At 73.3% G+C, this 17296-nt stretch carries 14 protein-coding genes; 10 read left to right on the top strand and 4 right to left on the bottom strand.

Annotation, left to right across the window (positions count from 1 at the left end):
* Nucleotides 1-153: 153 nt before the first annotated feature.
* A complete protein-coding gene (locus ACZ53N_RS01045; protein WP_469138868.1) occupies nucleotides 154-843 on the bottom strand; it encodes a nuclease-related domain-containing protein in 690 nt (229 codons plus the stop codon).
* A 265-nt stretch (nucleotides 844-1108) separates the two neighbouring features.
* On the opposite strand from ACZ53N_RS01045, the gene ACZ53N_RS01040 reads away from it, so the two are divergent.
* Nucleotides 1109-2686 (top strand): alpha/beta hydrolase, encoded by a 1578-nt coding sequence (locus ACZ53N_RS01040; protein WP_469138867.1) that lies wholly within the window; start codon nucleotides 1109-1111, stop codon nucleotides 2684-2686.
* A gap of 230 nt (nucleotides 2687-2916) precedes the next feature.
* Here ACZ53N_RS01040 and hemQ read toward each other — a convergent pair whose 3' ends face one another.
* Together hemQ and hemG are read right to left on the bottom strand one after the other, a co-directional pair.
* On the bottom strand, nucleotides 2917-3633 hold the full coding sequence (hemQ, locus tag ACZ53N_RS01035) for a hydrogen peroxide-dependent heme synthase (RefSeq protein ID WP_365213602.1): 717 nt from the start codon (nucleotides 3631-3633) through the stop codon (nucleotides 2917-2919).
* A gap of 4 nt (nucleotides 3634-3637) precedes the next feature.
* The gene (gene hemG / locus ACZ53N_RS01030) at nucleotides 3638-5140 is read right to left on the bottom strand and encodes a protoporphyrinogen oxidase (protein WP_469138866.1); all 1503 of its coding nucleotides are present in this window, start codon (nucleotides 5138-5140) and stop codon (nucleotides 3638-3640) included.
* Between the two features lie 195 nt (nucleotides 5141-5335).
* Between hemG and ACZ53N_RS01025 the strand changes: the two genes are divergently transcribed.
* The 4 genes from ACZ53N_RS01025 (at nucleotide 5336) to ACZ53N_RS01010 (ending at nucleotide 9381) form a co-directional block, all read left to right on the top strand.
* A complete protein-coding gene (locus tag ACZ53N_RS01025; RefSeq protein WP_469138865.1) occupies nucleotides 5336-6529 on the top strand; it encodes a thiolase family protein in 1194 nt (397 codons plus the stop codon).
* A 94-nt stretch (nucleotides 6530-6623) separates the two neighbouring features.
* The gene (gene pcaH / locus ACZ53N_RS01020; RefSeq protein WP_469138864.1) at nucleotides 6624-7370 is read left to right on the top strand and encodes a protocatechuate 3,4-dioxygenase subunit beta; all 747 of its coding nucleotides are present in this window, start codon (nucleotides 6624-6626) and stop codon (nucleotides 7368-7370) included.
* Nucleotides 7371-7931 (top strand): dioxygenase family protein, encoded by a 561-nt coding sequence (locus tag ACZ53N_RS01015; RefSeq protein WP_469138863.1) that lies wholly within the window; start codon nucleotides 7371-7373, stop codon nucleotides 7929-7931. It abuts the gene before it with no gap.
* Nucleotides 7932-7977: 46 nt separating this feature from the next.
* Nucleotides 7978-9381, top strand: a complete 1404-nt coding sequence (locus ACZ53N_RS01010) for an FAD-dependent oxidoreductase (RefSeq protein WP_469138862.1) — start codon at nucleotides 7978-7980, stop codon at nucleotides 9379-9381.
* 168 nt (nucleotides 9382-9549) lie between these two features.
* Here the strand turns inward: ACZ53N_RS01010 and hemE are convergent, their stop codons facing one another.
* Complete coding sequence (hemE, locus tag ACZ53N_RS01005) at nucleotides 9550-10614, bottom strand: uroporphyrinogen decarboxylase (protein ID WP_469138861.1); 1065 nt, start codon at nucleotides 10612-10614, stop codon at nucleotides 9550-9552.
* Nucleotides 10615-10704: 90 nt separating this feature from the next.
* Here hemE and ACZ53N_RS01000 point away from each other — a divergent pair, with 90 nt between their 5' ends.
* The 5 genes from ACZ53N_RS01000 to ACZ53N_RS00980 all read left to right on the top strand — a co-directional run bounded on the left by ACZ53N_RS01000 (nucleotide 10705) and on the right by ACZ53N_RS00980 (nucleotide 17126).
* Nucleotides 10705-11361, top strand: coding sequence for a DUF3000 domain-containing protein (locus ACZ53N_RS01000; protein WP_130881700.1), 657 nt, complete (start codon nucleotides 10705-10707; stop codon nucleotides 11359-11361).
* A gap of 163 nt (nucleotides 11362-11524) precedes the next feature.
* Nucleotides 11525-12187 carry a response regulator transcription factor gene (locus tag ACZ53N_RS00995; RefSeq protein WP_130881701.1) on the top strand — a complete coding sequence of 221 codons (663 nt, stop codon included), beginning with the start codon at nucleotides 11525-11527 and terminating at the stop codon, nucleotides 12185-12187.
* 77 nt (nucleotides 12188-12264) lie between these two features.
* Nucleotides 12265-13542 carry an HRDC domain-containing protein gene (locus ACZ53N_RS00990; protein ID WP_469138860.1) on the top strand — a complete coding sequence of 426 codons (1278 nt, stop codon included), beginning with the start codon at nucleotides 12265-12267 and terminating at the stop codon, nucleotides 13540-13542.
* A gap of 240 nt (nucleotides 13543-13782) precedes the next feature.
* Nucleotides 13783-15003 carry a thiolase family protein gene (locus tag ACZ53N_RS00985; protein ID WP_469138859.1) on the top strand — a complete coding sequence of 407 codons (1221 nt, stop codon included), beginning with the start codon at nucleotides 13783-13785 and terminating at the stop codon, nucleotides 15001-15003.
* Nucleotides 15000-17126 (top strand): 3-hydroxyacyl-CoA dehydrogenase NAD-binding domain-containing protein, encoded by a 2127-nt coding sequence (locus ACZ53N_RS00980; RefSeq protein WP_469138858.1) that lies wholly within the window; start codon nucleotides 15000-15002, stop codon nucleotides 17124-17126. Before ACZ53N_RS00985 ends, ACZ53N_RS00980 begins: the two co-directional genes overlap by 4 nt.
* The last annotated feature ends 170 nt before the right edge of the window (nucleotides 17127-17296 follow it).

Raw genomic sequence — 17296 nt, 5'->3', positions numbered from 1 at the left:
ACTACTTGCTTTCGTCGGGTCGTCCATACCCCCCCCCCCCCCCCCCCCCTCCCCTCCCCCCCCCGCGCCCGCAGGGCGCCCGCCGCCGCAGGCGGCAAAGACGGTCGGCAGCCGAAGGTCCGCCGGACAGGGCCCACCGTTCCTGACGCCTCGTCACGCCCACAGCCAGACGCGGCGGTTCCGTGCCACCGTGTGGATGCGGGCCACCCGGTCCGGATGCAGGACCCCCGCCGGCGTGCCGAGCTCGGGGATCTCCCGCTCCCGCAGGACCCGTACGTCCTCCGGCACGGCCGGTACCTCCACGCTCGTGGCTCCGACGACCACCAGCACCGGTCGTACCCGCACCGGGAAGCCGCAGCCCCGGGACAGCACCAGCGACGAGCGCGCCGCGTCCCGCCGGGCGTCGCGCAGGTGCGGGCGCGGCCGGCGCTCCCGGGCCACCCGGACCAGGGGGTCCTCGATCAGGACCCGCCTCTTGCGGGCGTGCGTCACCCCGACGCAGAAGACCCCGCCGGGGCCGATCAGCAGATGGGCGATGATCGCGTCGCCCGGCAGGACGATGGAGTGCACCACCTCCCAGCCGCCCGCTGTCAGCTCCTCCAGCGCCGTGCCGACGAGCTGCTCACCGGCCAGCGCCGTGCGCCACTCGTGCTCCACGGGCCTGCGGCCGAGGAGACGGGCGAGGGCGAGCCGGGTCCGGCCGGTGCCGGACGCGTCGAGCCGCGCGCGGAGCGTCTCGCCCGGGCGGTTCGGGGCGAGATCGTCGTCGGGCGGCAGGAACAGCCGCTCCGGATCGTAGTTCTTTCCGTCCCCGGTCCTCTTCGCGCCCGGCGGCTCGCGCACTCCTACCACCCCCATCCGCCATACTGCCGCAGAAGCGCGGGAACCAACCCAATTTCCCGCCCGTTGAAGCGAGTGAGGCCCCGCGACGTCCCCCCGATCGCGGGGCCTCGCCAGTGCCCGGTGTCCACAGCCGGGCGGGCCCGTACGGCGCCTGCGGGGCACCCCTCTTCGGGCGCATTGCGACCGACACTGCTCCGTGGTGCTTTACAACATCAACTGCCGAACCAATTATCCCTTTTGTCGCATTGGCGTGAAGGGATGAGCAGTGAGAACAGCAGCCCTGTACGGAATCCTCGGGTCCCTGGTCCTCACCGGACTCGCCACCCCGGCCGACGGCGTCGGCCACACCCTCCCGCCGGAGGGGCGGACCGAGGCGCGCGGCGTGGCCCTCGCGGCCGAGCGGGCCGCCGCCAAGGGCATCGCGTTCGGCGCCTGCCCGGCCGTCGAACAGCTCCCGGAGCCGATCCGGTGCGGCACGGTCTCCGTACCGCTGGACTACTCCCGTCCCAACGGCAAGCACATCCGCCTCACCGTCAGCCGCTCCACCGCCACCGGCACCCCCGCTCAGCGCCAGGGCTCCCTGGTCTACAACCCCGGCGGGCCGGGCAGCTCCGGCATGTGGTTCCCGCTGCTCGCCGGCCTCGCGCAGTGGCACGCGACCGCCCGGGCGTACGACTTCGTCGGCTACGCCCCGCGAGGCGTCGCCCGCTCGGCGCCGCTGTCCTGCATGGACCCGAAGCGGTTCGCCAAGGCCCCCACCCAGTCGCCGCAGCACCCCTCCGCCGCCTACAAGAAGAAGCGCGTCGCGCAGGCACGGGCGTACGCACGGTCGTGCGCCCGGAAGGCGGGCAGCGACCTCCAGCACTTCACGAGCCTGAACAACGCCCGTGACCTCGACGTGCTGCGCGCCGCCCTCGGCGAGAAGCGGCTCTCCTACATGGGGGCGTCGTACGGCACGTACTTCGGTGCCCTGTACGCCACGCTGTTCCCGGGACACGTGCGCCGCATGGTCTTCGACAGCGTGGTCGACCCCCGCACCAGCCAGGTCTGGTACCGCAACAACCTCGACCAGTCCGCCGCCTTCGAGACCCGCTGGGCCGACTGGCGGCGCTGGGCCGCCCGGCACGACGACGTCTACCACCTGGGCCGCACCGCCCGGCAGGTGCTGGCCTCGTACGACACGGCGCGGGCACGGCTCGCCCGGCGCCCCGCGGGCGGGACGGTCGGGCCGGGGCAGCTGCAGTCCGCGTTCCTCAAGATGGGCTACGCCGACAGTTTCTGGGCGCGGGGGGCCAACGCCCTGTCCGCGTATCTGCGCGGCGACGACGAGCCGCTGCGCGTGCTCGCCGCGCCCGACCCCGAGGCCGCGCGGGCGGAGGAGAACAGCAACGCCGTCTACACCTCCGTCGAGTGCAACGACGCGCCGTGGCCGCGCTCCTGGGCGGTCTGGGACCGGGACAACACCCGGCTCGCCCGCCGGGCGCCCTTCGAGACGTGGGACAACGCCTGGATGAACCTGCCGTGCGCGTTCTGGCGGGTGCCCCAGCAGAAGCCGCTGACGATCCGGGTGGCGAAGGGCGCGCTGCCGCCCACGCTGCTGCTGGCCGCCGAGCGGGACGCGGCCACGCCGTACCGGGGGGCGCTGGAACTTCAGCGCAGGCTGCCGGGCTCGGCGCTGGTCACCGAGCGCGGCGCGGGCACCCACGGCATCGCGGGCGGCCCGAACGCGTGCGTGAACCGCCACACCGAGCGCTATCTGCTCACCGGCGCGGTACCCGGGCGCCGCACATACTGCGCGGCCCGCCCGGAGCCCCAGCCGACGAGCGGCACGACACGGGCCTGACGGCCGGGAGGACGTGAGGTGCACCACCGCTGCGCGGCGGTGTCCGGGGGCGCCGGACGGGCTGGAATGAGCCCAGCGGAAACCAGCCTGTCCGGCGTTTGAGGACGCGCCCGCAGGGCGCTCGCCACCGTAGGCGGCAACGACGGGCCCGCAGCCGAAGATCCGCCGGACAGGCCTACGCGCTCAACGCGAACCCGACGGCCGGACGGCCGGCCCTGACCGCCGTCCGGCTACGCCAGACCCGCAATCAGCTCCGACACAGCCCGACGGCGACCGGTGTAGAACGGCACCTCTTCGCGGACGTGCATGCGGGCCTCCGAGGCGCGCAGGTGGCGCATGAGATCGACGATGCGGTACAGCTCGTCGGCCTCGAAGGCCAGGATCCACTCGTAGTCGCCGAGCGAGAAGGAGGCGACGGTGTTGGCGCGCACGTCGGGGTAGCCGCGCGCCATCTTGCCGTGGTCCGCGAGCATGCGGCGGCGGTCCTCGTCGGGCAGCAGGTACCAGTCGTAACTGCGCACGAAGGGGTAGACGCTGACGTAGTCGCGCGGCGTCTCGTCCGCGAGGAACGCCGGGATGTGCGACTTGTTGAACTCGGCGGGGCGGTGCAGCGCCATGTTCGACCACACCGGCTCCAGCGCGCGGCCGAGCTTCGTGCGGCGGAAGAGGTTGTACGCGTCCTGGAGGGCGTCCGAGGTCTCCGAGTGCCACCAGATCATCACATCGGCATCGGCCCGCAGACCCGACAGGTCGTACGTACCGCGCACGGTGACGTCCTTCTCGGCGAGCTGCGCGAACAGCTCCTCCACCTCGTCGGCGTAGCCCGCCCGGTCCTGGGGCAGGACGTCACGCAGCTTGAACACCGACCAGAGGGTGTAGCGGATGACCTCGTTGAGGTCCTTGGCCTTCTTGCCGGCGTTCGGGGTCTTCTGAGGGGCGTCAGTCATGTCCCTATTCTCCCCTGCGGCCTTCGGTGCCCGCCGCCAGGGTCCCGAGGACCTCGTCGGCGGCCCGGTGACCGCTGGAGACGCAGGCCGGGATGCCCACGCCGTCGTAGGCGGCGCCGCAGACCCGCAGGCCGGGCAGGCTCGCGACGTGCTCGCGGACACGGGCGACCCGGTCCAGATGCCCCACCGGGTACTGCGGCAGTCCGCCGTGCCAGCGGGTGACACGGGTGTCGACCGGCGTCGCCGCGAGGCCCACCGCGTCCCCGAGATCCTTGAGCGACATCGATACCAGCTCGGAATCCTCGCGCTCCAGATCCTCCTCGTCGCCGAACCGCCCGATCGAGGTACGCAGGACGAAGAGATCCGGGTCGGCGTCCGCGTTCCACTGCCACTTGTTGCTGGAGAAGGTGGAGGCCTTGATCCTGCGGCCGTCGACGGGCGGCACCAGGAAGCCGCTGCCGTGCGCGAGCCCTTCCACGGCCGGGCGACGGAAGGCCAGGGTGACCAGGGCCATGGAGGCGTACTCGACGGCGGCCAGCTCGGTGGCGGCCGGCCGGCACACGGACCCGAGCAGGCGGGCCGCGTCGTGCGCGGGGGTGGCGAGGATGACGGCGTCCGCCGTGAGCGTCCCCGTCTCCAGCTCGATCCGCCAGCCGTCGGCCCCGCGCCGCACGGCCACCACCGGCGTGTCGAGACGGATCTCCCCGCCCGCCGCGCGCACGGCGTCCGCGACGGCGAGGGGCAGCCGCCCGATGCCACCGGCGATGCCCATGAAGACCGGCCGGTCCGCGCCGGCCCCGGCCCGCTCCGGTCCGCCGTCGCCGACCTCCCGGCCCGCTCCGCCGTGTCCGGCCGCGTCACCCTGCTCCCGGGCGGCCTGCGCCTGGACGGCCCGTACGCCTTCGGCCAGCGAGCGGTGGGTGCGCGCCGCCTCGAAGAGCTTCGGGACGGCCGCCCGCATCGAGATGCGGTAGGCGTCGCCCGCGTAGACGCCGCCCAGGAGCGGCTCCACCAGCCGGTCCACGACCTCGCGGCCCATCCGCTCCGCCACATAGGCACCGACGGCGACGTCCTCGCCGGTCTCCGTGTGCGGCAGCTCCTCGTCCCGGGCGATCCGGGCGAGGCCCTCGTCGGAGAGCACCCCGGAGGCGGCCAACGGGGCCAGCGCGCCGGGCACGCCCATCAGATGGCCCTTGGGCATGGGCCGCAGACCGCCGCGCGTCCACAGTGCCGCCGTCGTGACGGCCGGCGGCTGGAGCCGGTCGGCGAGGCCGACCGCGCGGGCCAGGTCGACGGCCTCCGGCCGCCGCGCCAGCATCGACTCGGCCCCGAGGTCCACCGGTACGCCCGCGATCTCGCCCGCCAGGAGCTTGCCGCCGAGCCGGCCCGACGCCTCCAGGACCGTGACCCTCGCGCCGCCCCGCGACAGCCGGTGGGCCGCCGCCAGCCCCGAGATCCCGCCACCGATGACGACCACATGGTTCGTACGCGTGTCCACTGCGCTCATGGGCCCACTCTCTCAGACAACGCCGCCCGTCCCCGGGGCCCCCGGGGCCGCCCGCACGCCCATTGACAGGGCCCGGCGGCCCGCCGAGACTCGTCACCGGCCGATCATGAACGAGCGTTCACCGGGCGAACACGTGCGGTGGCGCGCGCGGACACGACGTCGACCGCCGACCGCCCGAGCGCTGATGGAGAAGCCATGAACGACCGCATCCGTGACGTCTACATCGTCGACGCCGTCCGCACCCCCGTCGGCAAGTACGGCGGCGCCCTCGCCGCCGTCCGACCCGACGACCTCGCCGCACACGTCGTCCGGGCCCTCGTCCAGCGGGCCCCGGACCTCGATCCGGCCAGGATCGACGATGTCGTCCTCGGCAACGCCAACGGCGCCGGGGAGGAGAACCGCAACGTCGCGCGGATGGCCGTGCTGCTCGCGGGGCTGCCGGTGAGCGTGCCCGGCGCGACCGTCAACCGGCTGTGCGCCTCCGGTCTGGAGGCGGTCGTGCAGGCGTACCGCGCCATCGCCCTCGGTGACGCGTCGGTGGTCGTCGCGGGCGGCGTCGAGTCGATGAGCCGCGCCCCCTGGGTGCTGCCCAAGCCCGAGCGGGCCTTCCCGGCCGGCGACCAGCGGATGTACTCGACGACCCTCGGCTGGCGGATGACCAACCCGGCCATGGAACCGCGGTGGACGACCTCGCTCGGCGAGGGCGCCGAACTGATCGCGGACAAGCACGGCATCACCCGGGAGCAGCAGGACGCGTTCGCGCTCGCCAGCCATGAGAAGGCGGCGCGGGCGTGGCGGGAGGGCGCGTACGACGCCGAGGTGGTGCCGCTTCCCGGCGTCGAACTGCCGCGGGACGAGACCATCCGCGATGCCACCTCCCCCGAGGCGCTGGCGCGGCTGAAGCCGGTCTTCCGCACGGAGGGCGGGACGGTCACCGCGGGCAACTCCTCGCCGCTGAACGACGGTGCCGCCGCGCTGCTGCTCGTGGACGAGGAGGGGCTGCGGCTGACCGGCCGGGAGCCGCTGGCCCGGGTACGGGCCTCGGCCGTCACCGGCATCGAACCGGATCTGTTCGGTCTCGGTCCCGTCGAGGCGGTACGGCGGGCGCTGGCCAAGGCGGGCCGAGGCTTCGGCGACGTGACGCACTTCGAGCTCAACGAGGCCTTCGCCGCCCAGGCGTTGGGCTGCTTCGCCGAATGGCCGGAACTCGACCCCGGCATCGTCAACGCCCGGGGCGGCGCCATCGCGATCGGCCATCCGCTGGGCTGCTCCGGCGCCCGGCTGGCGGGGTCGGTCGCCCACCAGCTCGCGGCGGCGGGCTCCGGTACGGGGCTGGCGGCGCTGTGCATCGGTGTCGGGCAGGGACAGGCGCTGGTTCTCGAACGCTGACCGGTGGGACGCGGCGGCCGCCGAACCGGCCGGGAACCTGCGGGAGACGGGCGCGCGGGGATCAAGGGCCCGCGCACCGGGGTAGGTCCTGGCCATGGCAGCCACCGAACCGTTAGCCCAGGACACCGGCCGTGACGTCGAGGACTTCGTCGGGATCGCGGCCGGCGAGGGGCCGGGCACCGTCCCTCCGTACCTCGGCCGCCCCGAGCGCCACCCCGTGCAGCGGCCCGTCCCCCACCTCCTCGATCCCGACGCCGTCGAACTGCGCGCGCCCGTCTTCGGCGCGGCGGACGTGAGCCCGCTCGACGCCGATCTGACCCTCGGGCACCGCGGGGAGCCGCTGGGCGAGCGGATCACCGTCGGCGGGCGGGTCCTGGACGGCCGGGGGCGCCCGGTGCGCGGCCAGTTGGTGGAGCTGTGGCAGGCCAACGCCGCCGGCCGCTACGTCCACCGGATGGACCGGCACGCCGCGCCCCTCGACCCGAACTTCACGGGCGCGGGCCGGTGTCTCACGGACGACGACGGCCGCTACCGCTTCACCACCATCCGGCCCGGCGCCTATCCCGATGTCACCCGTCACAACGCCTGGCGCCCCTCCCATCTGCATTTCTCCCTCTTCGGTAGCGCGTTCACCCAGCGCCTGGTCACCCAGATGTACTTCCCCGGGGACCCGCTGCTGCCCTACGACTCGATCTGGACCTCCGTCCGCGACACCACCGCCCGCCGACGCCTGATCGCCGCCTACGACCCCGGGCTGAACGAACCGGAGCGATCCCTGGGCTACCGCTGGGACATCGTCCTGGACGGGCCGGGCGCCACCTGGGCCGAGGAGGGCCGCTGAATGTCCCTGCCCGCCACCCCCGCGCAGACCATCGGCCCCTTCCACGGCACCGCCCTGCCGTTCCCCGGCGGCGGCGAAGCGGCCCCCGTCGGACACCCCGACACGATCACCGTGCACGGTTGCGTCCGCGACGGCGACGGGGCGCCCGTGCCCGAGGCGCTGCTGGAGTTCTGGCAGGCCGCCCCCGACGGTTCGCTCGTGGGCGCGCCCGGCAGCCTGCGGCGCGACGGTGCCGTCTTCACGGGTTTCGCGCGTGTCGTCACCCGCGACGACGGCCACTACGCGCTGCGCACCCTGCCGCCCGGCGGGGCGCCCTATCTCGCGGTGTGTCTCCTCGCCCCGGGCCTGACGCGTCATCTGTTCACCCGCGCCTACCTGGCCTTCCCCGAGCACGACCCCCTGATCGACGCCCTGCCGCCCGCCCGGCGCGCCACCCTGCTGGCCACGCCGGACGCGGGCGGCGGCCACCGCACGTACCGCTTCGACATCCGGCTCCGGGGCGGCGCCGAAACGGTCTTCCTCGCCTTCCCCGGCCGGGGCGGACGGCCCGGCCCCCCGTAGCGTGGGGCGTGAGGGACCGGACGGACGACGAGAGGACGGGAACGCGATGGCGGCGACGCGACTGGTGATCGTCGGAGGGGACGCGGCGGGCATGTCCGCGGCCTCGCAGGCGCGCAGGCTCAAGGGCCCGGACGAACTGGAGATCACGGCGTTCGAGCGGGGCCACTTCACCTCGTACTCGGCGTGCGGCATCCCGTACTGGGCGGGCGGTGTGGTCGACGGGCCGGACGCGCTCATCGCCCGCACCCCCGAGGAGCACCGCCGGCGCGGCATCGATCTGCGGACGCGCACGGAGGTGACGGAGCTGGACGTGGCCGGGCAGCGGGTGCGGGCGCGTGATCTGGAGTCCGGCACGGAGCGCTGGCACGGCTTCGACCGACTGGTGCTGGCCACGGGCGCACGGCCGGTCCGGCCGCCGATCGAGGGCATCGACGCGCGCGGGGTGTACGGGGTGCAGACCCTGGACGACGGCCGGGCGCTGATCGACGGGCTGGCGAAGCTCGACCCGGCGGGCCCGCGCCGGGCGGTCGTGATCGGCGCCGGGTACATCGGGGTGGAGATGGCGGAGGCGCTGGGCCTGCGCGGCTTCGAGGTGACGGTCATCGAGCGTGCCGCGCAGCCGATGGCCACCCTGGATCCGGACATGGGTGCCCTGGTCCGGGAGGCGATGTGCGGGATGGGCATCGAGGTGGTGACGGGGACCGAGGTCACCTCGATCGTCACCGGCCCGGAAGGGCCGGGCAGCCCGGACAGCGCGGTCACGGCGGTCGTGGCCGGGGAGCGACGCTTCCCGGCCGACGTCGTGGTGCTGGGGCTGGGGGTGCGTCCCGAGACGTCGCTGGCCAGGGCGGCGGGGCTGCCGCTCGGCGAGTCGGGCGGTCTGCTGACGGATCCGGCGATGCGGGTGCGCGGCCACGGGAACGTCTGGGCGGGAGGCGACTGCGTGGAGGTCTGGGACCTGGTGGCCGGCCGCACCCGGCACATCGCGCTGGGCACGCACGCCAACAAGCACGGCCAGGTGATCGGCTCGAACATCGGCGGCGGCTACGCCACGTTCCCGGGTGTGGTCGGCACGGCCGTCAGCAAGGTGTGCGACCTGGAGATCGCCCGTACGGGCCTGCTGGAGGCCCAGGCCACGGCGGCCGGGCTGCAGTTCGTGAGCGTCACCGTGGAGTCGACGAGCCGCGCCGGGTACTACCCGGGCGCGCGCCCGATGACGGTGAAGATGCTCGCCGAGCGCCGAACGGGCAGGCTGCTCGGCGTCCAGATCGTCGGCCGGGAGGGCGCGGCGAAGCGGGTGGACGTCGCGGCGGTGGCGCTGACGGCCCGTATGACGGTGGAGCAGATGACGGCACTGGACCTGGGCTACGCCCCGCCGTTCTCGCCGGTGTGGGACCCGGTGCTCGTCGCGGCGCGCAAAGCCGCGGCGGCGGTGGCCGGAGGGGCTTGATTCCCAGGCCGTGTCCGGCCCGGTCTTGCCGCCTGCGGCGGCCAGCGCCCTGCGGGCGCGTCCTCAATCGCCGGACGGGCTGGTTATGGCTGAGCTCAGCCACTTCCAGCCCGTCCGGCGATTGAGGACACCGCCGCGCAGCGGAGGTGCACACGCCACGGCCCAGCGCTAGCGCGCCGTCTGCTCGTGGACGTACGCGACCAGGCGGGTCAGCGCGTCCGGGTCGGTGGTGGGGAGCACGCCGTGGCCGAGGTTGAAGACGTGGCCCTCCAGCTTCGCCGCCGCGTCCAGGACCTCGCGGGCCTTGGTCTCGACGGCCTCGTGGCCGGCGAAGAGGACGGCCGGGTCGAGGTTGCCCTGGAGCGCCTTGCCGGGGCCGACGCGGCGCGCGGCCTCGTCCATGGGGATGCGCCAGTCGACGCCGACGACGTCCGCGCCGGCCTCGCCCATGAGGCCGAGGAGCTCGCCCGTGCCGACGCCGAAGTGGATGCGCGGCACGCCGTAGTCGGCGACGGCGTCGAAGACCTTGGCCGAGGCGGGCATGACGGAGCGGCGGTAGTCGGCCGGGGCCAGGGCGCCGACCCAGGAGTCGAAGAGCTGCACGGCCGAGGCGCCCGCCTCGATCTGCACCTTCAGGAAGGCGGCGGTGATGTCCGCGAGGCGGTCGAGGAGGTCGGCCCACAGCTCGGGGTCGCCGTACATGAGCGCCTTGGTGTGCTCGTGGTTGCGCGACGGGCCGCCCTCGACGAGATAGCTGGCCAGCGTGAAGGGGGCGCCGGCGAAGCCGATGAGCGGGGTGGCGCCCAGCTCGGCGGTGAGCATGCCGATGGCCTCGGTCACGTACGTCACGTCGTCCGCGTCGAGCGGGCGCAGCCGCTCGAGGTCGGCGCGGCTGCGGATCGGCTGGGCCACGACCGGGCCGACGCCGGGCTTGATGTCGAGGTCGATGCCGATGGCCTTGAGCGGGACGACGATGTCGCTGAAGAAGATCGCGGCGTCGACGTTGTGGCGGCGCACGGGCTGGAGGGTGATCTCGGTGACGAGGTCGGGGCGCATGCAGGACTCCAGCATGGCGGTGCCCTCGCGGACCTTGCGGTACTCGGGAAGGGAGCGTCCCGCCTGCCGCATGAACCAGACCGGGGTATGCGGTACGGGTTCGCGTCGGCACGCCCGCAGGAACGCCGAGTCGTGCGCCGCGGTGCGGCCGGTCTGAAGCTGGCTGCGCTCACTCATGCCCCAAATCTTCGCACGGGCCGAACGAGTGACCCGCCCGTGTGGGTGTCCTCCCCGGAAGAGCGGCCTCTTCCGCCTAGTCTTCCGGGCATGGCTGCGGCGCAGGGACACCTCTCGGACGGTCCGGACGACGCGGGCGGGGAGGGCTCCCCGTCCGTCTTCCGGCAGGCGGTCGCCGGGCTGCAAGGAGTGCGCCTGCGGCCGGAGATCGAACTCGACGCGACCCCGCCCCCCCAGCGGCTGGCCCCCTTCTCGTACGCGCTGGAGGCGGCGGTCGTCGTGGACGACGAGGAGCTGGCGGACGGGCGGCTGATCCTGCTGCACGATCCGGCGGGGCACGACGCCTGGGGCGGTACGTTCCGGATGGTGACGCTCGTGCACGCCGATCTGGAGCCGGAGATGGCCGCGGACCCGCTGCTGCCGGAGGTCTGCTGGTCCTGGCTGACGGGCGCGCTGGAGGCCCGCCGGGTGCCGTACGGCGCGCCGAGCGGCACGGTGACCCGGGCCGGGTCGCACTACTTCGGCGGGCTCGCGGAGCGGGAGCCGTCGACGCGGATCGAGATCCGGGCGTCGTGGTCACCGACGGACACCAGCGGCCCGGGGGGCGTGCCGCAGGCGCCGGACACCGCGGCGCACCTCGCGGCCTGGTGCGATCTGCTCTGCCAGATCGCGGGACTGCCGCCGGGCGGGCCGCCGGACGCCGGGGTCGTGACGCTCCCGCAGCGGCGCGGTCCGCAGAGTCGTTGATCGGTCAGCCGTCCGAATTGCCCGAATTGTTACTCATCAATTCGTGATCATTCCCTAAAGGCGGGACGGTTGGGTGCCGAAGAGGCTTGTGACCCTTCCCATACGGATCGCCCCGGCTTAGCCCCAAGTCGGCACCGTCACCGCCACTCCCCCTGGAGGCCTGGTGTCCGTTCTCCTCGAGCAACCTGCGAGCCTCGCCTATCGACCGACCAAGCCGACGGCCATGGTCGTCGTCGCCGACCCCCGCGTCCGCTCCACCGTCACCCGTCATCTGTGGGCCCTGGGCGTGCGGGATGTGATCGAGGCGTCGTCCATCGCGGAAGCCCGCCCCCGGGTCGGCAGCCCGCGCGACATCTGCGTGGCCGACGTCCACCTCCCCGACGGGTCCGGCCTCACCCTGCTCTCCGAGACCCGCGCGGCGGGCTGGCCCAACGGCCTCGCCCTGTCCGCCGCGGACGACATCGGCGCCGTGCGCAACGCCCTCGCGGGCGGCGTCAAGGGCTACGTCGTCACCGGCACCCGCACCAACCTCGGCCTCCCCGGACGCCCCGGCGCCGCTCCCATCGGCTCCGCCGCCGCGGCCCGGATGCACCGCCGCCCGCCCGGCGCGCCCGGCCACCCCGGCGGGTACCGCGAGCTGTCCGGCCGCGAGGTCGAGGTCCTGCGCCTGGTGGCGGAGGGCCAGTCCAACAAGGCGATCGGCGTCTCGATGGGCCTGTCGGCCCTCACCGTCAAGAGCCACCTCGCCCGCATCGCGCGCAAGCTCGGCACCGGCGACCGGGCCGGAATGGTGGCCGTCGCACTGCGCACCGGCATCATCCACTGACCCCGCGAAAACGCACCGCGCCCGTCGACGGAACGTTCCGTCGACGGGCGCTTGCCATACACAGATACCCTTGACCGGTGACCGACGCCCAAGAGACCGCAGAAGACACGACACTGCGAACCACCGGGGGCGCTCCCCCGGACGACGTCGATTCGGCGCCGATCCCCTTGCTGGAACCACGCGAAGGCATCCCGCCGGTCGTCGCTGACAACGATGCCCTGGCCGAGGTCGTCGCGGCGTTCGCAGCAGGCACGGGACCCGTCGCCGTCGACGCCGAGCGTGCCTCCGGCTACCGCTACGGCCAGCGCGCCTACCTCGTCCAGCTGCGCCGTGAGGGCGCCGGCTCCGCATTGATCGACCCGGTCGGCTGCCCCGACCTCTCCTCCCTCGGCGAGGCCGTCGCCGACGCCGAGTGGGTGCTGCACGCCGCCACCCAGGACCTGCCCTGTCTGCGCGAGATAGGGATGACGCCGTCGCGGCTCTTCGACACGGAGCTCGCGGGACGGCTCGCGGGGTTCGCGCGCGTCGGACTCGGCGCGATGGTCGAGAACGTCCTCGGCTACGCCCTGGAGAAGGGCCACTCCGCCGTCGACTGGTCCACCCGCCCGCTGCCCGACCCGTGGCTGCGCTACGCGGCGCTCGACGTCGAGCTGCTCGTGGACCTGCGCGACGCGCTGGAGGAGGAGCTGGACCGGCAGGGCAAGCTGGAGTGGGCCCGCCAGGAGTTCGCGGCCATCGCCGCGGCCCCGCCCGCCCCGCCCCGCAAGGACCCCTGGCGCCGCACCTCCGGCATGCACAAGGTGCGCAGGCGCCGGCAGATGGCCGTGGTCCGTGAGCTGTGGACCGCGCGCGACCAGGTGGCACAGCGCCGCGACGTCTCGCCGGGCAAGGTGCTCAGTGACGGCGCGATCATCGAGGCCGCCCTCAACGTGCCGGCGAACGCCCACGCGCTCGCGGCCCTGACCGGCTTCGGCCACCGGATGAGCCGCAAGCAGTTGGAGCAGTGGCAGGCCGCCGTCGACCGCGCCAAGGCGATCCCGGACGCGGAACTGCCGCAGCCCGGCCAGCCCCTGACGGGCCCGCCGCCGCCGCGCGCGTGGGCGGACAAGGACCCGGTCGCCGCGGCACGGCTGTCGACGGCTCGCGCCGCGGTCTCGGCCCTGGCCGAGCGGCTGACGATGCCGCAGGAGAACCTGATCACTCCGGACACGGTCCGCCGGCTGTGCTGGGAGCCCCCGAAGGACCCGACGCCGGAGGCCGTGGCCGAGATCCTCACCGCCCACGGCGCCCGCCCCTGGCAGATCGAACAGGTGACCCCCGTCCTGGTGACGGCGCTGACCTCGCCGGTGGCCTAGCCGGCCGCCCGAAGGGCCCCTGCCCTGCCGAAACGGCAGAGCGGGGGCCCTTTGGCATGGGCTCGGGCCCCCTTCGCCCGGCGCACGGGAGGGCCCACGGAATGTGACCTTCGACGCTCCCGCCCGGGGGGCTGGGCAGCATGGTTACCCGCAAGTAGCATGACGGTGTCAGCCCGCACCGCGGCGGAGCCGTACCGGCGTGCCCGCGCGCAGCGATCCCGCATCTGGAGGAGAGCCAACGTGCCTCGTACCGCTAGGGACGTCGTTTTCGTCGACGGCGTCCGCACCCCGTTCGGCAAGGCGGGCCCGAAGGGCATCTACCACGAGACCCGCGCCGACGACATGGTCGTCAAGTGCATCCGGGAGCTGCTGCGCCGCAACCCCGGCCTGGACCCGGCCCGTATCGACGAGGTCGCCCTCGCCGCGACGACGCAGATCGGCGACCAGGGCCTGACCCTCGGCCGCACCGCCGGCATCCTCGCGGGCCTCCCGCAGTCCGTGCCCGGCTACTCCATCGACCGCATGTGTGCCGGTGCGATGACCGCCGTGACCGCCGTCGCCGGCGGGCTCTCCTTCGGTGCGTACGACATCGCCGTCGCGGGCGGCGTCGAGCACATGGGCCGTCACCCCATGGGCGAGGGTGTGGACCCGAACCCGCGCTTCGTGTCGGAGAAGCTGGTCGACGAGTCCGCCCTCTTCATGGGCATGACCGCCGAGAACCTGCACGACCGCCTGCCGCACATCACCAAGCAGCGCGCCGACGAGTACGCGGTCCGCAGCCAGGAGAAGGCCGCGAAGGCGTACGCCGACGGCAAGATCCAGGCCGACCTGGTGCCGATCTCCATTCGCCGCACCAACGCCGAGGCCGGCGAGACCGGTTGGGGCCTGGCCACCGCCGACGAGCCGATGCGCCCGGGCACCACGCTGGCGAACCTGGCGGGTCTCAAGACCCCCTTCCGCCCGCACGGCCGGGTCACCGCGGGCAACGCCGCCGGTCTCAACGACGGTGCCACCGCCTCGCTGATCGCCGCCGAGGACGTGGCGCGCGAGCTGGGCCTGCCGGTCAAGATGCGCCTGGTCAGCTACGCGTTCGCGGGCGTCGAGCCCGAGGTCATGGGCATCGGCCCGGTCCCGGCGACCCAGAAGGCCCTCGCCAAGGCGGGCCTGACGATCGACGACATCGGTCTCTTCGAGGTCAACGAGGCCTTCGCGGTGCAGGTGCTCTCGCTCCTGGACCACTACGGCATCGCGGACGACGACCCGCGCGTCAACCAGTACGGCGGCGCGATCGCCTTCGGCCACCCGCTGGCCTCGTCGGGCGTGCGCCTGATGACGCAGCTGGCGCGGCAGTTCGAGGAGCAGCCGCACGTCCGCTACGGCCTCACGACCATGTGTGTCGGCTTCGGCATGGGCGGAACGGTCATCTGGGAGAACCCGCACTTCGACGGAGGCAACAAGTGAGCACCACTGAACTCCTGAAGGGCGCGGCCGAGCTGTTCCCGGGCGAGGTCGTGACCCAGGCGCACGTGCGCCACCTCGACCTGCCCTTCGGCGCCGGGCGCTTCGCGCTCGTCACGCTGGACAACGGCCTGGACCACACCAAGCCGACCACCTTCGGTCCGCAGTCGCTCGCGAACCTGAACGCGGCGATCGACCAGCTCGAGGCGGAGGCCACGGCCGGCGAGATCGTCGGTGCCGGTCTGACCGGCAAGCCGTTCATCTTCGCGGTCGGCGCCGACCTCAAGGGCGTCGAGCTGCTGAAGCGCCACGAGGACGCGCTGGCCATCGGCAAGGGCGGCCACGACGTCTTCAAGCGGCTGTCGCAGCTGGCCGTGCCGACCTTCGCGTACTACAACGGTGCCGCGATGGGCGGCGGCGTCGAGGTCGGCCTGCACTGCACGTACCGCACGGTCTCCAAGGCGATCCCCGCCTTCTCGCTGCCCGAGGTCTTCCTCGGTCTGGTCCCCGGCTGGGGCGGCTGCGCGCTGCTGCCGAACCTCATCGGCGCGGACCGCGCGGTCTCGGTGATCATCGAGAACTCGCTCAACCAGAACAAGCAGCTGCGCGGCAAGCAGGTCTTCGACCTGGGCATCGCGGACGCACTGTTCGAGGGTGCGGACTTCCTGGAGCAGTCGCTGCTGTGGACCGCTTCGGTCCTCAAGGGCGACACCGAGGTCGTCCGGGCCGAGATCGACCGCGGCGAGGGCTGGGACCAGGCCGTCGCCCGCGGCAAGGCCATCGCCGACTCCAAGGTGCACGGCGCGGCCCCGGCCGCGTACCGCGCGCTGGAGATCATCGCCGCGGCGAAGAACGGCGACCTGCGCGCCGGCTTCGACGCCGAGGACCAGGCGCTGGCCGACCTGATCATGGGCGGCGAGCTGCGCGGCGGCATCTACGCCTTCAACCTGGTGCAGAAGCGCGCCAAGCGCCCGGCGGGTGCCCCGGACAAGTCCCTGGCCCGCCCGGTCACCAAGGTCGGCGTCGTCGGCGCCGGTCTGATGGCCTCTCAGCTCGCGCTGCTCTTCGCGCGCCGCCTGGAGGTGCCGGTCGTACTGACCGACATCGACCAGGAGCGCGTCGACAAGGGCGTGGGCTACGTCCACGGCGAGATCGACAAGCTGCTGCTCAAGGGCCGCGTCAACCAGGACAAGGCCAACCGCCTCAAGGGCCTGGTCTCCGGCTCGCTCGACAAGGCCGCCGCCTTCGGCGACGCGGACTTCGTCATCGAGGCCGTCTTCGAGGAGATGGGCGTCAAGCAGCAGGTGTTCGCCGAGGTCGAGGCGGTCGTTCCGGCCCACGCGATCCTGGCCACCAACACCTCCTCGCTGTCGGTCTCCGAGATGGCGTCGAAGCTCAAGAACCCCGAGCGGGTCGTGGGCTTCCACTTCTTCAACCCGGTCGCGATCCTCCCGCTGCTGGAGATCGTCCGCGGCGAGCAGACCGACGACGCGTCGCTGGCCACCGCCTTCGGCGTCGCCAAGAAGCTGAAGAAGACCGCGGTGCTGGTGAAGGACGCCCCGGCGTTCGTCGTCAACCGCATCCTCACCCGCTTCATGGGCGAGATCCAGAACGTCATCGACGAGGGCACCCCGGTGGCCACCGCCGAGAAGGCCGTCGAGCCGCTCGGTCTGCCGATGTCCCCGCTGGTGCTCCTGGAGCTGGTCGGCCCGGCCATCGGTCTGCACGTCTCCGAGACCCTCAACCGCGCCTTCCCGGACCGGTTCACCGTCTCGCCGAACCTGGCCGCCGTGGTCAAGGCCGGCAAGCGCGGCTTCTACGTCTACGACTCCGGCAAGCCGGAGCTGGACCCCGAGGTCGCGGCGCTGCTGAAGCAGGGCGACGTCGTCCTGACCGAGGAGCAGGTGCGCGACCGGGTGCTGGACGCCGTGGCGCAGGAGATCGGCCTGATGCTGGACGAGGGCGTCGTCGCCGAGGCGCAGGACATCGACCTGTGCCTGATCACCGGCGCGGGCTGGCCCTTCCACCTGGGCGGCATCACGCCGTACCTGGACCGTGAGGGCGTCTCCGAGCGGGCCGCCGGCCGGCGGTTCCTGCCGCAGGGTGTGGCGAGCGTTCCGGCGTAACGCGCCGGAACGGGCGGTGAAGGGGCTTGGGGGCCCCGGATCCGCCGGGTGAAGTTCCCGAGCGCCGGACGGGCTGGTTAGCCCGTCCTGTGTTTCTTCATTTTCCGTAGGGTTTTTTGTTGCTTCGTTACGAGGGTAAACCCCTGAGGTGGGCGGGGGGAACTACCACG

This window comes from Streptomyces sp. NPDC033229 (assembly GCF_055576875.1).
Note: the sequence above shows the minus strand (reverse complement) of the source record. Positions and strands in the feature narration are given on the sequence as shown.

Bases quoted from the DNA above. Each gene is read 5' to 3' on its own strand.
- hemQ (WP_365213602.1), bottom strand. From the start codon at position 3,633: ATGACTGACGCCCCTCAGAAGACCCCGAACGCCGGCAAGAAGGCCAAG.
- hemG (WP_469138866.1), bottom strand. From the start codon at position 5,140: ATGAGCGCAGTGGACACGCGTACGAACCATGTGGTCGTCATCGGTGGC.
- ACZ53N_RS01025 (WP_469138865.1), top strand. From the start codon at position 5,336: ATGAACGACCGCATCCGTGACGTCTACATCGTCGACGCCGTCCGCACC.
- pcaH (WP_469138864.1), top strand. From the start codon at position 6,624: ATGGCAGCCACCGAACCGTTAGCCCAGGACACCGGCCGTGACGTCGAG.
- ACZ53N_RS01015 (WP_469138863.1), top strand. From the start codon at position 7,371: ATGTCCCTGCCCGCCACCCCCGCGCAGACCATCGGCCCCTTCCACGGC.
- ACZ53N_RS01010 (WP_469138862.1), top strand. From the start codon at position 7,978: ATGGCGGCGACGCGACTGGTGATCGTCGGAGGGGACGCGGCGGGCATG.
- hemE (WP_469138861.1), bottom strand. From the start codon at position 10,614: ATGAGTGAGCGCAGCCAGCTTCAGACCGGCCGCACCGCGGCGCACGAC.
- ACZ53N_RS01000 (WP_130881700.1), top strand. From the start codon at position 10,705: ATGGCTGCGGCGCAGGGACACCTCTCGGACGGTCCGGACGACGCGGGC.